Source organism: Buchnera aphidicola (Periphyllus testudinaceus) (genome assembly GCF_964059035.1).
Lineage (GTDB): Bacteria > Pseudomonadota > Gammaproteobacteria > Enterobacterales > Enterobacteriaceae > Buchnera_J > Buchnera_J aphidicola_BN.
Genome location: NZ_OZ060380.1, coordinates 327,987 through 342,725, shown reverse-complemented (window position 1 = coordinate 342,725; position 14,739 = coordinate 327,987). Strand labels below are relative to the sequence as shown.

At 18.1% G+C, this 14,739-nt stretch carries 12 protein-coding genes; 3 read left to right on the top strand and 9 right to left on the bottom strand.

Annotation, left to right across the window (positions count from 1 at the left end):
- Nucleotides 1-31: 31 nt before the first annotated feature.
- From leuS to prfB, 8 genes are all read right to left on the bottom strand, one after another.
- Nucleotides 32-2,545: a leucine--tRNA ligase gene (gene leuS, locus AB4W45_RS01585; protein ID WP_367671105.1), complete on the bottom strand. Its 2,514-nt coding sequence runs from the start codon at nt 2,543-2,545 to the stop codon at nt 32-34.
- 59 nt (nt 2,546-2,604) lie between these two features.
- Nucleotides 2,605-3,183, bottom strand: a complete 579-nt coding sequence (locus AB4W45_RS01580; protein WP_367671104.1) for a CBS domain-containing protein — start codon at nt 3,181-3,183, stop codon at nt 2,605-2,607.
- Between the two features lie 80 nt (nt 3,184-3,263).
- Entirely contained in the window at nt 3,264-3,719 is a 456-nt protein-coding gene (gene ybeY / locus AB4W45_RS01575; protein WP_367671103.1) for an rRNA maturation RNase YbeY, read from the bottom strand.
- 54 nt (nt 3,720-3,773) lie between these two features.
- Nucleotides 3,774-5,102 carry a tRNA (N6-isopentenyl adenosine(37)-C2)-methylthiotransferase MiaB gene (gene miaB / locus AB4W45_RS01570; protein ID WP_367671102.1) on the bottom strand — a complete coding sequence of 443 codons (1,329 nt, stop codon included), beginning with the start codon at nt 5,100-5,102 and terminating at the stop codon, nt 3,774-3,776.
- A 193-nt stretch (nt 5,103-5,295) separates the two neighbouring features.
- Nucleotides 5,296-6,159, bottom strand: a complete 864-nt coding sequence (gene lgt / locus AB4W45_RS01565) for a prolipoprotein diacylglyceryl transferase (protein WP_367671517.1) — start codon at nt 6,157-6,159, stop codon at nt 5,296-5,298.
- Between the two features lie 62 nt (nt 6,160-6,221).
- Nucleotides 6,222-7,463, bottom strand: a complete 1,242-nt coding sequence (gene lysA / locus AB4W45_RS01560; protein ID WP_367671101.1) for a diaminopimelate decarboxylase — start codon at nt 7,461-7,463, stop codon at nt 6,222-6,224.
- Between the two features lie 26 nt (nt 7,464-7,489).
- Complete coding sequence (gene lysS / locus AB4W45_RS01555) at nt 7,490-9,004, bottom strand: lysine--tRNA ligase (protein ID WP_367671100.1); 1,515 nt, start codon at nt 9,002-9,004, stop codon at nt 7,490-7,492.
- Between the two features lie 2 nt (nt 9,005-9,006).
- A complete protein-coding gene (gene prfB, locus AB4W45_RS01550; RefSeq protein WP_367671515.1) occupies nt 9,007-10,089 on the bottom strand; it encodes a peptide chain release factor 2 in 1,083 nt (360 codons plus the stop codon).
- A 297-nt stretch (nt 10,090-10,386) separates the two neighbouring features.
- On the opposite strand from prfB, the gene ygfZ reads away from it, so the two are divergent.
- Both ygfZ and gmk read left to right on the top strand, forming a co-directional pair.
- Nucleotides 10,387-11,322, top strand: coding sequence for a tRNA-modifying protein YgfZ (ygfZ, locus tag AB4W45_RS01545; RefSeq protein ID WP_367671099.1), 936 nt, complete (start codon nt 10,387-10,389; stop codon nt 11,320-11,322).
- Between the two features lie 110 nt (nt 11,323-11,432).
- On the top strand, nt 11,433-12,059 hold the full coding sequence (gmk, locus tag AB4W45_RS01540; protein ID WP_367671098.1) for a guanylate kinase: 627 nt from the start codon (nt 11,433-11,435) through the stop codon (nt 12,057-12,059).
- On the opposite strand, the gene typA is transcribed toward gmk, so the two are convergent.
- Nucleotides 12,060-13,880 carry a translational GTPase TypA gene (typA, locus tag AB4W45_RS01535; protein WP_367671097.1) on the bottom strand — a complete coding sequence of 607 codons (1,821 nt, stop codon included), beginning with the start codon at nt 13,878-13,880 and terminating at the stop codon, nt 12,060-12,062.
- Nucleotides 13,881-14,104: 224 nt separating this feature from the next.
- Between typA and yihA the strand changes: the two genes are divergently transcribed.
- Entirely contained in the window at nt 14,105-14,710 is a 606-nt protein-coding gene (yihA, locus tag AB4W45_RS01530) for a ribosome biogenesis GTP-binding protein YihA/YsxC (protein WP_367671096.1), read from the top strand.
- Nucleotides 14,711-14,739 lie beyond the last annotated feature (29 nt).

Here is a 14,739-nt window from a genome sequence, read left to right as displayed (position 1 = left end):
TTTTTTATTTTTAATATTTTTATAAAATTATTTAATTTAATGTTATTAAGTTTAATATTTTATTAGGAATAAAAAATTTTTTTATAATAGTTTTATTATGTATTTTTTTTATTATTATAGAATTTTTCATAGATTTTTTAAAAATATCTTTTTTTGACAAATTTTTTTTTGTTGATAATATACAATTCATTTTTCCATTAATTTGAATAATAATTTTTATTTTTTTTTCTTTTAAATATTTTTTTTCTATTTTTGGCCATTTATTAATATTAACATAAGATTTTTTTTTAAATGAAGTGAGAATTGAATGACTAAAATGTGGAATAAATGGATTTAATAATTTTAATATAATAATTAAAGATTTTCTTATTAAAAAGTATTCATAATCATTTTTTATATTTATTTTTTTTATATATTTAAAGAATTTCATAATTCGAGATATAGAAGTATGAAAAGTTTGTCTTATATTAATATCTTTGGATACTTTTAAAATTGTTTTATTTAAATAAAAATGTATTTTATTTTGTTTTAAGTTTAGTTTTTCTTTTTTATTTTTTTTTGTTTTTTTAAAAAATTTATTGTTAAAATAACAAAATTTCCATAGTTTATTTAAGAATCTATGTATTCCTTTAACACTAAGATCGTTCCATTGTAAATCTGAATTTACTGGTGCTGAAAACATAACAAACAATCTTATTGTATCTGCTCCATATTTTTTAATAACTGTTTTTGGTTCTATTCCATTTTTTTTAGATTTTGACATTTTTATCATTCCAGCGTAAAATACTTTTTTTCCTTTAAAATCAGAAATAGAAATAATATTATTTTTTTTATCTAGTTTGATTGAAATTTTTTTTATATTAATCCATATTTTTATATTATTTTTTAAATAATAAAAAGCATGTGATAGAACCATTCCTTGACATAATAATTTTTTAGCTGGTTCATCTGTATTTACTAAATTAAAATCACGTAATAATTTATGATAAAATCTAAAATATATTAAATGCATAGTAGCATGTTCAATTCCTCCAATATATTGATCTATTGGTAACCAATATTTTGAAGAAAAAGAATCTAACATTCCTTCTGAATAATGCGGGCATGTATATCTTGCATAATACCAAGAAGATTCCATAAATGTATCAAATGTATCTTTTTCAATTTTAGCTAATATTCCATTTATTTTTATTTTAGAAGTATTTTTTTTATAAAAATAATTATCAAACTTAGGAAGTAATACTGGTAATTTTTTTGTGGGAATAGTTACAATAGAATTATTTTCTTTTGTTGCTATTGGAATTGGAGTTCCCCAATATCTTTGTCTAGAAATATTCCAATTTTGTAATTTATATTTTATTTTTATTTTTCCACATTTTTTTTCTTTTATTATTTTTAAAATTTTTTTAGAACTTATTGTGTTTTTTTGTTTATTTTTTTTAATATATTTAATTTTTTTATATAATTTATTATTTTTTTTAAATAATAAATTTTTATTATAAAAAATTAAATGTTCTAAACTAAATTTAGGAGATGCTATTATTGCATTAGTTCCATATTTTATAAAAACAAAATTAGCTATCCATATTGGAATTTTTTTTTTGTTTAATGGATTAATTGCAAATTTTTTTGTATTTATTCCTATATTTTTTATTTTTTTAAAATTTGAAGTTGACGTTAATTTTTTTAATTGATTTTTAACTAATTTTTTAAGATTAGAATTTTTTTTTATTAATGTTTTAACATATTTATGATCTGGAGATATTGCAAGATATTTAGCGTTTAATAAACTATATATTTTAGTTGTATATCCTTTAATTATTTTTTTACTTTTATTTATTTTTAAAGATAGTTCTATTCCTTTTGTTCTTCCTATCCAATTTTTTTGCATAGTTTTTACTTTTTCAGGCCATCCTTTTAGTAATTTAATTCCTTGATATAATTCTTCTGCATATTTTCTAATTTTTAAAAACCATTGAGGTAATTTTTTTAATTTAATTTTTGTGTCGCATCTCCAACATTTTCCTTTTATAACTTGTTCGTTTGCTAAAACAGTATGATCTTTTGAACACCATTTTACTAAAGCTGTTTTTTTATAGACTAAATTTTTTTTATATAATTGAATGAAAAACCATTGCTCCCATTTATAATAATTTGGGTCACATGTTGAAATTTCTCTACTCCAATCATAACTTAAACCTAATTTTTTCAATTGTTTTTTCATATCTTGAATATTTTTTTTGGTCCAATCATATGGATTTTGATTATTTTGTTTGGCTGCTTCTTCTGCAGGTAATCCAAAAGAATCCCATCCTATTGGCTGTAAAACATTTTCTCCTAGCATTCTATGATATCTAGATATTACATCACTTATAGTATAGTTTCTTACATGACCAATATGTAGATTTCCAGAAGGATAAGGTAGCATAGGTACACAATAATATTTTTTTTTTTCAAGATCTTCATATACTTTGAATGTTTGTTCTGTTTTCCATTTTTTTTGTAATTTTTTTTCAATTTTTTTTGGATTATATTTTTTTTTCATTTATTATTTTTCTTTTTATAATAAAACATTTTAATTAATTAATAAGTAAATTTTATTTATTAATTATTTTTTGTAAATTTTTTAATTGTTTTTTTTTTAAAAATTACATTTAAAATATCTTTCATTGTAATTAAACCAGAAATAACTCCAAATTCATCTACAACTATAGAAAAATTATTTTGTTTTAATTTAAAGTCTTTTAAAATTCTATTGATTTTTTGACTTTCTGGAACAATTATAGGAGGTTTGATAATTTCTTTTAAAGAAAATATTTTATTATTTTTTGGTATATATTTAAATAAATCTTTGACTATTAAAAAACCATTTATATAATTTTTTTCATAATTTATTATTGGAAATTTAGTATAAGGAAATTTAATAACTTTTTTAATACATTTTTCAAATGTATCGTTTATATTTAATTTTTTTATTTTTATTCTTGGTATCATTATATCTTTAACTTTTTTTTTTTCTATTTTTATTGTCTGCTTAATAATGTTATATGTATTTTTATTAATTATTTTTTCAGTTTTAATATCTTTAATTAAAGTTAATAGTTCATTTTTGTTTTTTATTTTATTAACAAGTATATTATGTAAAAATAATGAAATAAATCCTTTTTTATTTTTTTTGCACATATTTATATTTCTCATTAAAATATTATGGAATAAAATGTTCAATAATTTTTATAGAATTTAATTGATATATGTTTTTTTTATTAAAAATAATAAGGATTTTTAAATCCTAAAGAAATCATTTGTTTAATTTCTATATATTCCATATTTTTTCTATTTAATAAATTATTATGTTGATATCCCATCAAATGTAATACACCATGAATAATAAGATGAGCCCAATGTTCTAATATTTTTTTTTTATATTTTTTTGATTCTTTTTCTAAAATACTTTTACAAATAATCAAATCTCCTATTAATAATAAATTATTATTTTCATTATTATTAATTATAGAAAAAGATAAAATATTGGTTTTAGTATTATTTTTTCTGTAAATATAATTTAATTCTTTTATTTTTTTTTTTTTTACAATTATTATATTAATAATAGATTTTTTAATATTTTTATTTAATATTTTTTTAATCCATTTTTTTATTAAATTTTTACTCGGAATATTTTTTTTATTATTACAGAAATTTTTTATATTTATTTTTATCATTTTTATATTAATTTTAATTATAAATAATTTTATTAAAATATTTTTAAAAAGTTATTATTTTTTTATTAGAGTTCCTTTTAATTTATATAATGAAGCTTTATAAATTTTTACAAAAACTATTTTACCAATTAAATTTAAAGGTCCTTTAAATATTACAATTCTATTATTTTGTGTTTTTCCAAATAATTTATTTTTGTTTTTTTGATATATGCTTTTTTCAATTAGTACTTCTTGAGTTGTTCCAATCATTTTTTTACTAAAAAAATTAGTATTTTTATTAATTTTTTTTTGTAATATATATAATCTATTTTTTTTTTCTTTTAAACTAGTATTGTCGTTTAATCGAATAGCAGGAGTTCCTGGTCTAGGAGAATATATAAAACTAAAACTCATATCAAATTTTATATCTTTAATTAAGTTTAATGTTTTTTGAAAATCTTTTTTAGTTTCTCCTGGAAAACCTATAATAAAATCAGAAGTAATTTGAATATTTGGTCTAATATATTTTAATTTTTTAATTATTTTTTTATATTGTGAAATAGAGTAAGGTCTTCTCATTTTTTTTAGTATTTTATTTGATCCACTTTGTACAGGTAGATGCAAACAATTTACTAATTTTGGTATTTTTTTATATATTTTTATTAGATCTTTTGTAAATTCCATAGGATTACTTGTAGTAAATCGTATTCTTTTAATTTTTTTAATTTTTGAAATTAATTGTATTAATTTTGATAATTTACAGTTTTTTCCATAAATAAATTTTCCTTTATAGGAATTAACATTTTGACCAAGTAATATTATTTCTTTTGTTCCATTATTAGATAAAAATTCTGCTTCAAGAATAATATCTTCTGGAGATCTACTTATTTCTTTTCCTCTAGTGTATGGAACAATACAAAAAGAACAGCATTTATTACATCCTTCCATAATAGAAATATAAGCGCTAATTTTTCTTTTTGAATGAATTTTAAAAAATTTAAATTTATTTAATTTATTTTCTTTAATTTTTATTATTTTTTTTTCATTTTTTTTAAATAAATTAATCATTTTTGGTAAATGATGTATTGTTTTAGGGCCAAAAACTATATCTACAAAAGGTGCTCTTTTATATATTCTTTTTTTTTCTTGAGTTGCAACGCATCCACCAACAGCAATAATTAATTTTTTTTTAATATTTTTTAATTTTTTCCAACGACCTAATTGATGAAATAATTTTTCTTGAGCTTTTTCTCTTATGGAACAAGTATTTAAAATAAGAATATCAGATTTTTCAGGAAAATTAGTTTTTTTACAATTAAATTTTTTTTTTAAAACTTTGAATATGATAGATGAATCATATTCATTCATTTGGCAACCCCATGTTTTAATATGTATTTTTTTCATTTTTTTTATATTTTTTTCATGAATGAATTAATAATTCTTAATTAATTATTATGTATTTATAATTTTTTATATTTAAAATATATTACATGTATCTAATATAATTAACAATTAAAAGTATAATATTATAATATTTTTTAAAAATATGGTATTTTTAAAAATTTTTTTAATTTTTTTTTATAAAATTAAACATTTTTTATAATGTAAAAAATTTTTTATTTTTTTTATAATTTAGTAATATAAATAATAATAAACCTAAAATAATCATTGGAAAAGATAAGAGTTGACCAAGCGTAAAATTTTTATATAAAATATTAATTTTTATATCAGGTTCTCGAAATTGTTCTAAAAAGATTCTAAAAATTCCATAAAATATTAAAAAAATACTAGAAACTATTCCTGTTTTTTTTGTTTTTTTTAAAAAATAATTAATTATTATAAATAATATGATTCCTTCAAAAAAAAATTCAAACAATTGAGATGGATATCTTGGTAACATACCGTATGTATTAATTATTTTTTTAAACTCTGGATGTAATTTTAGTTCTTTTAGATCAAATTTTATAGAATTAGGGAATAAAAATGCTCCTGGAAAATTTATGGCTACTCTTCCAAATAACTCGTCGTTAATAAAATTTCCTATTCTTCCTATTCCTAGACTTATTGGACTTATTAAAGAAATAAAGTCTGTTATTTTAAAAAAATTAATTTTATTTTTTATAGAAAATATTAAACAAGAAATTATTATTCCAATTAATCCACCATGAAAAGACATTCCTCCATTCCATATTTGAAATATATAAAATTTATTTTTTAAAAAATCAGAAAATTTATAAAAAATTACATATCCTATTCTTCCTCCAAAAAATAATCCAATGAAACAATAATATATTAATTTTTTAATATATTTTTTTTTTAAGTTAACATATTTTTTTGCATATTTTTTACTATACCATATAGAAATTGTAAAACACATGAAATATATTAATCCATACCAATGTAAAGAAATAAATCCTAAAGAAAAATAAATTGGATTAATATTAGGAAATTTAATATATATATTATTCATATTTTTTTAAATTTTTATGTATATTTTTTAAAGAATTTTTTATATTAATATTTTTATATTTCTAATGATAACATTTCTTTAATAGTTTGTTTTCTTCTAATTTGTATTAAATTATTATTTTTTAGTAAAATTTCTGGAATAAAAGGTCTGCTATTATAATTTGAAGACATAGATGCACCATATGCACCCACATCATGAAAAATTATATAATCTCCTGTTTTTAAAATAGGAAGTTCTATAGAATAAATTTTGCTATTTTCTTTTTGTGTAAAAATATCTCCAGATTCACATAATGGTCCTCCAATTATGACTTTTATTTTTTTAGAATAATCAAGTTTTCTATTATCTATTGTAATTAGAGATATATAATGATAACTTCCGTAAAGAACAGGGCGAATCAAATCATTAAATCCTACATTTACTAATACAAAGGTTCTATTTTTTACTTTTTTTATACTTTGTATTTGTGATACTAAAAGTCCGGATTCAGCTACTAAAAATCGACCTGGTTCAATTTCTAATTTAATTTTACATTTCAATTTTTTTTCAATTTTTTTTTTAGATTTATTCCATATTTTATAATAATTTTTAGTATTAACTTTTTTTTCATGTATTTTATATGGAATAGTTAGACCCCCACCTGCTGATATAAATAAAATTTTTTTATTTATCATTATTGCTTGTTTTTTCATTTCTTTGCATACTTTTTTTAAATGTAAGTAATTTGCTCCAGATCCAATATGCATATGTAATCCAATTAGTTTTAATTTATATTTTTTTATTAAATTAATAGCTAATTTAGTATTCCAAATACCATGTTTGCTGTTTTTTCCTCCAGTATTTGTTTTTTTATTATGCCCATCTCCAAATTTTGGGTTTATTCTTAACCATACTTTATGATTTGGTGATTTTTTACTAATTTTTTTTATCATATCTATGGATCCTATATTTATAGGAATTTTATGTTTTGTTACTTTGATTAAAGTTTCATCATCTATTATATCTGAAGTATAAACAATATCATTACAATTTCCTTTAAAACCAGCTTTTAAAGCTCTCTCTATTTCTCCTAATGATACAGCATCAATTTTTGTTCCATGTTCTTTCATAATTTTTAATATATGAATGTTAGAGCAAGATTTTTGAGCAAATCTTATAATATCAAATTTTTTTAATTTAGATATTTGTTTAGAAATTTTATTATAATCATATATCCAAAATGGTGATTTATAAATTTTTATTGCAGAAAGAATATTTTTTTTACTGATAATTTTTTTTTTGTTTATTATTTTCATATGATTTATTTATTTTTATTGTAAATTTATTTTTTTATATTACGCATAGTTGGAAAAATTATTACATCTTTTATATTTTTTTGATTAGTAAATATCATTATTAGTCTATCTATTCCTATTCCTAGACCTGCTGTTGGAGGAAGCCCATGTTCTAAAGCTAATATGTAATCTTTATCGTATGTTTTATTTGATTTATTTTTATTTTGTTTTTTAAATCTTTTTTTTTGTTCTTTTGAATCGTTTAGTTCTGAGAATCCATTGGCTATTTCATAACCTCCCATAAAAAATTCAAATCTATCAGTAATTTCTTTTTTATAGTTATTTGTTTTTGCTAATGGAGAAACTTCAATAGGATATTCAGTAATAAATGTAGGATATATTAATTTTTTTTCGACTGTCTTTTCAAATATTTCTGTTAATATTTTACCTATTTTCCATTTTTCTTTAATTTTTATTTTTAATAAAATCGCAATTTTTTTGATTGTATTTATATTTTCTAAGTCTTTTTTAGAAATGTTTTTATTAAATTTAATAATAGATTCTTTCATAGTAAATTTTTGAAATTTTTTTTTAAAATTAAAAATATAATTTTTATATATTAATTTATTTTTATTATTTAATTTTTTTGATATGTATTTAATTAAATTTTCTAAAAATTTCATAACATATTTATAATCAGTATAAGCAACATACATTTCCATCATAGTAAATTCAGGATTATGTCTAGACGATATTCCTTCATTTCTAAAATTTCTATTAATTTCAAAAATTTTTTCAAATCCTCCTACGATTAATCTTTTTAAATATAATTCTGGAGCAATACGTAAATACATTTCTTTGTTTAAAGAATTATGATAGGTAATAAATGGTTTAGCAATAGCGCCTCCTGGTATATCATGTAACATGGGTGTTTCTACTTCTAAAAATTTTTTATTTTTCATATATTTTCTAATAGTTGAAATTATTTTTGCTCTTTTTTCAAAAACATTTTTTATTTTTCTATTGGAAATAAAATCGATATATCTTTTTCTATATCGAATTTCTTTATTTACTAATCCATGCCATTTTTCTGGAAGAGGTCTAAGTGCTTTATTTAATAATACAAATTTTTTACAATGAATTGTTAGTTCATTGGTTTTAGTTTTAAATAAAGTTCCTTTTATTCCTATAATATCTCCTATATCAGATTTTTTAAATTTAATATAATTGTTTTTTTTTAATGGAAAAGAACTTTGAGAATAATATATTTGAATTTCTCCTTTTGAATCTTGTAATTTTAAAAATGTAGATTTTCCCATAGTTCTTTTCTGTATAATTCTTCCAGCTACTTTTACAGATAAATTAATTAATTTTAAAGAATCGTTATTTTTTAAATTATATTTTGATAAAATTTTTTTTGATAAATAATTTTTAGAAAAATTATTTGGAAAATTAAAACCTTTTTTTTTTAAATCATTTAATTTTTTTTTTCGATTTTTAAGTTCATTATTTTCTATAATTTTATTTTTTTTTGAGTATTTTTTTTTTTTTTCAATGTTCATTTTTAAAATCCTAATTTTAAACTTTTTTTTATAAATTTTTTTAAGTTTCCATTTAAAAATTTTTGTATATTTTTTGTTTCTAAACCAGTTCTTAAATCTTTTATTCTAGAATCGTCTAATGTATATGATCTAATTTGATTTCCCCATTGTATTTCAAATTTTTTCATATCTATTTTTTTTTTTTTTATTTTTTGTTTTTTAATTTTTATATTTAATATTTTTGATTTAATTTGTTGAATTGCTTGTTTTTTATTTTTATGTTGAGATCTATTATTTTGGCATTGTACTACAATTCCACTAGGTATATGAGTTATTCTAACAGCAGATTCTGTTTTATTTATATGTTGTCCTCCTGCTCCTGATGCTTTATAAACATCTATTTTTAAATCAGATTTTTTAATTTTTTTTGATTTTTTTTTTTTTATAATTGGATATACAAATATTGAACTAAAAGATGTATGTCTTTTGTTTCCTGAATTAAATGGACTTTTTCGAACTAATCTATGTATTCCTGATTCTGTTCTAAACCAACCAAATGCATAAATTCCTATTATTTTTATTGTTGCTGATTTAATTCCATTTAATTTGTCATATACAATATCAATTATTTTTGTTTTAAATTTTTTTTTATATGCAAAATTTAAATACATTTTTAATAAAATTTTTGACCAATCTTGTGCTTCAATTCCTCCTGATCCTGATTGAATGTCAAGATAACAATTTTTTTTATCTATTTTTTTAAAGAATATTTTGTTTAATTCTAAATATTTTATTTTTTTTTTTATTTTTTTTAATGATTTTTTAATATCTTTTAAAATAGATAAATCTGATAATTCAATTGATAATTTTAACAAATTTTTATTTTCTTGAATTTTATATTTAATTATTTTTAATAAAGAAATTTCTTTTAATAGTATTTTTTTTTTTTTATTATATTTTTTTATATAATTTAAGTTTTTCCAATTTTTTATAGATTCTATTTTTTTATTAATTTCTAATAATCGTTCTTTATTTTTTTTTAGATCAAAGACGTTTCCTAATTTTTTTATTTTTTTTAAAATATTTTGATATTTTTTTTGATAGATATTTTATTTTAATCATATTTTTTTTCATTTTTTATTAAATTATATATTATAAATTGTTTTTAGTATAAAACTTTAATAAAATATAATATATATTAAATTAATTAAAAAAAATAAGAAATTTTTTTTAAAATAGATTTTTAATTAATTTTTTTGATCTTTTTTTTATTTATTTTTTTAAATATTTAAATAAAAAAATTAGTTAATTTTTTTATTATTAATCATAATATTGTATTATTTAATTTTTTAAGTGTATGATATTTTAAATATTAAAAAAATTATTATGTTTTATAAAATTTTATGAAAAAATTCTTTTTAAAAAAAAAAATTCTTTCTATGTCTTTTTTAGATGAATGGAGTTTAGTTAAAGTTACAGGAAAAGATAAAAAAAAATTTTTACAAAATCAAATTACTTCAGATATAAATATATTAAAAAATAATAAATATATTTTTTGCGGACATTGTAATTTTAAAGGAAAAATTTTAAGCACTTTATTTATTTTTAAAAAAAAAAATAGCTATTTTTATATTTTAAGAAAAAGTATATGCAAAAAACAAATACAATTTATGAAAAATTATTCTATATTTTTTGATATAAAAATTAAAAAAATTAAAAAATTTTCTTTATTAGGAATTTCTGGTTTTAGTTCAGAACAAAAATTAAAAAAAATTTTTGATATTTTACCGAATAAAAAAAACGTTGTTGTTCATATAAAAGATATTACTATTATTTATTTTAATTCTTTAATAAAAAAATTTTTATTAATTATACCTCAAAAAAAAATTTGTTTTTTTGAAGAAAAATTTAAAAAATTAAATTTTATTAATGATAAACAAGAATGGTTATTAATAAATATTATAGAAAATACTCCAATTATTGAAAAACAAACTTCATTACTTTTTTTTCCACAAGAAATAAATTTACATAAATTTAAAAATGCGTTAAATTTTAAAAAAGGATGTTATATTGGTCAAGAACAAATAGCTAAAATTAAATATAAAAATCTTAATAAAAAAAAATTATGTATACTTTATTGTAATTTTTTATATAATAATTTTTCTTCTGGAGATTTTGTTTATGTAAAAATTAAAAATTCTTGGGTTAAAAAAGGAATTTTATTATCTTCAGTAAAGGTAAAAAAAAATATTATTTATGCACAAGTAGTATTAAATCGTTTTTTTAAAAAAAATTATATTTATAGGATTAACAATATAAATTTTAAAAATTTAGTATAATTTGATAAATTAAATTTATATTTTTAAAATTTTTTTAATTTTTTATATTATTGAAATTTTAAAAATTTATTTTTTAAATTTTCAATATTTTTTTGAGTATAAAATATATTATGATTAATATAGGACAAATTTTTATTATTTCTGCTCCTAGCGGTACAGGAAAATCAAGTTTGATAAAAGCATTTTTAAAAAAAGAACGATCTTTTCAAATTAAAAAGTCTATTTCTTTTACTACACGAATTATGCGTCCTAGAGAAAGGAATGGAATTGATTATTATTTTGTTTCTAAAAAAAAGTTTCAATTAATGATTAAAAAAAAAAAATTTTTAGAATACGCAAAAGTTTTTAATAATTATTATGGTACTTCTTTAAAAAAAACAGAATTAGTTTTATCTCAAGGTAAAGATATTTTATTAGATATAGATTGGCAAGGCTCTATTCAAATTAAAAAATTTTTTCCAAATTCAAAAAGTATTTTTTTATTACCTCCTTCTAAAAAAGAATTGTTAAATAGATTATATAAAAGAAATCAAGATAAAGAATCAATTATATTAAAAAGAATGAAAAATTTTTTTTTAGAAATAAGTCATTATTTAGAATATGATTATTTAATAATTAATGATAATTTTAATTATTCAATTTCTAATTTAAAATCTATTATACAATCTTCTAGATTATTAACTTATTATCAAAATATTAAATATAAATATTTAATTAAAAATTTATTAAAGAAATAATTATATAGTTTTTTTTCTATATGCACATTTTCTTTCATTTTCTGTTAAAAGTTTTTTTCTTAAACGTATTGATTTTGGTGTAATTTCTATTAATTCATCATCATTTATAAAACTAATTGCTTGTTCTAAAGTAAAATTTATTGGTTTAACTAAATTAATAGCTTCATCAGTTCCTGAAGCTCTCATATTTGTTAGTTTTTTTCCAGATAAACAGTTTACTGTTAAATCGTTGGATTTGCTATGCATTCCTATTATTTGTCCTTGGTATACTTGTGAACCATGACCAAGGAATAATTTTCCTCTATCTTGTAAATTATATAAAGCAAAAGCAACTGCATTTCCTGTATTATTAGATATTAAAACTCCATTTCGTCTTTGTCCTACTTTTATTTTTGATAATTTTTCATAGTGACTAAATGATGAAAAAAATAAACCTGTTCCAGATGTTATATTAATTAGTTCCGAACGAAATCCAATTAAAGCTCTACTAGATAATATATATTCTAATCTTACTCTTCCTTTATTATCTGAAATCATGTTTTTAAGTTCTCCTTTTCTTTCTCCTAAATATTGCATTATCACTCCTTGATTTTTTTCTTCAATATCTAAAATAACATTTTCAAAAGGTTCTTGTTCTATATTATTTATTTTTTTAAATATTACTTTTGGTCTAGAAACTTCTAATTCATATCCTTCTCTTCTCATGTTTTCTATTAAAATAGATAAGTGTAATTCTCCACGACCTGATACACAAAAAACGCTAGAATCTTGAGTTTCTTCGACTTTTAAAGCTACATTATGTATTTTTTCTTTGTTTAATCTTTCTAAAATATGTCTTGAAGTAATATATTTTCCTTCTTTTCCAGAAAAAGGTGAAGAATTAACTGAAAAAAACATTTTTACAGTAGGTTCATCTATTTTTAGTTTAGGAAGCGGAATATTATTTTCAATATCACATATTGTGTCAGAAATTTTAATATTTTCAATTCCTGTAATTGCAATTATATCTCCTGAAACTGACAAAGTAGATTCGATTTTTTTTAATCCAAAATATGTTAATATTTTATTTGTTTTTCCAAAATATTTCTTATTTTTATGATTTATAACTTTTATTTTTGTATTTGGTTTTATTGATCCTGATTGAATTCTTCCTATTCCAACAACACCAAGATAATTATCATAATCTAATTGTGATATTTGCATTTTAAATTTTTTATCAATATTATTTTTTGGAGCTGGAGTATGTTTAATTATAGATTGAAATAAAGGAGTCATATTATTTTTTAATTTTTTATAATCATAGCCAGATTTTCCTAATAAAGCTGATGTATAAATTATAGGAAAATCTAATTGTTTATCAGTTGCATTTAAATTAATAAATAAATCAAAAATTTGATCTACTACCCAATCTGGTCTCGCATTTGCTCTATCAATTTTATTTACGACTAGAATTGGATTAATATTATGTTTAAAAGATTTTTCTGTAACAAATCTTGTTTGAGGCATAGGTCCATCAAGAGCATCAACTACTAATAAAACAGAATCTACCATAGATAAAACGCGTTCAACTTCTCCTCCAAAATCAGCATGACCAGGAGTATCTACAATATTTATTTTATATTTATTCCAAATTATAGAAGTATTTTTAGAAGTGATTGTAATACCTCGTTCTTTTTCTAAATCATTACTATCCATTACTCTTTCTTTTTTTTCTTCATGATTTTTAAATATTCCTGATTGTTGTAATAATTGATCAACTAAAGTAGTTTTACCATGATCTACATGAGCAATAATTGCAATGTTTCTAATTTTTTTATTCATTTTTTTTATTCCTTTATATTTTTTATGTTTTATTAAGTTTTTAAATTAGTTTTATTTTTAAAAATAAAAAATATATTTTTTAAAAGCGCTCGTTTTTTTTAAATATTTGTTTATAATAATACATTCATAAAAATTTAACAGTTTTTTATAATTTTTTTTTTATGTAAGTTCTATTTAATTTATTTTTATTAATTTTTATATTTTATTATTTTAATAGGATTTTTATGAAATTATTAAATTTTAATTCAATTTCTTTTTTAAAAAGTTTTTCATATGTAAAAGATATAGACATTAATTTTGGTTCAGAAATTGCATTAATTGGATATTCAAATACTGGAAAATCTACATTAATTAATGTTTTGTTTAATAAAAAAAAAATATCTCGAGTTAGTAAATTTCCTGGAAGCACACAATTAATTAATTTTTTTCAAATTAATAACAGTTTTAGAATTATAGATTTGCCAGGATATGGATATTCTAAATTTTCTAAACAGTTTAAATTAAAATGGATAAAAGAAATAAAAAAATATTTATTATATAGAAAATGTTTAATAGGAGTTATTATATTAGTTGATATTAATTTTTTTTTTAAAAAAATAGATTTAAAGATGCTTCATATTATTAAAAAAAAAAAAATAAAAATAATTATTTTATTAAATAAATCCGATAAAATTAATAATTTTTTAAAAAAAGAAAAATATATTTTAGCAAAAAAAAAAATATTATCTTTAAATATAAAAGCTGATATTCAAGTTTTTTCTTCTTTAAAAAAAATTGGTATTTCAAAACTTAAAAATAAAATTAATAATTTATATATAAATAGTTTATAAATTTTTTTATAGATTGTATTTAATTTAAA

Excerpts from the sequence above, each read along its gene's own strand:
- leuS (WP_367671105.1), bottom strand. The coding sequence starts at position 2,545 with ATGAAAAAAAAATATAATCCAAAAAAAATTGAAAAAAAATTACAAAAA.
- AB4W45_RS01580 (WP_367671104.1), bottom strand. The coding sequence starts at position 3,183 with ATGTGCAAAAAAAATAAAAAAGGATTTATTTCATTATTTTTACATAAT.
- ybeY (WP_367671103.1), bottom strand. The coding sequence starts at position 3,719 with ATGATAAAAATAAATATAAAAAATTTCTGTAATAATAAAAAAAATATT.
- miaB (WP_367671102.1), bottom strand. The coding sequence starts at position 5,102 with ATGAAAAAAATACATATTAAAACATGGGGTTGCCAAATGAATGAATAT.
- lysA (WP_367671101.1), bottom strand. The coding sequence starts at position 7,463 with ATGAAAATAATAAACAAAAAAAAAATTATCAGTAAAAAAAATATTCTT.
- lysS (WP_367671100.1), bottom strand. The coding sequence starts at position 9,004 with ATGAACATTGAAAAAAAAAAAAAATACTCAAAAAAAAATAAAATTATA.
- ygfZ (WP_367671099.1), top strand. The coding sequence starts at position 10,387 with ATGAAAAAATTCTTTTTAAAAAAAAAAATTCTTTCTATGTCTTTTTTA.
- gmk (WP_367671098.1), top strand. The coding sequence starts at position 11,433 with ATGATTAATATAGGACAAATTTTTATTATTTCTGCTCCTAGCGGTACA.
- typA (WP_367671097.1), bottom strand. The coding sequence starts at position 13,880 with ATGAATAAAAAAATTAGAAACATTGCAATTATTGCTCATGTAGATCAT.
- yihA (WP_367671096.1), top strand. The coding sequence starts at position 14,105 with ATGAAATTATTAAATTTTAATTCAATTTCTTTTTTAAAAAGTTTTTCA.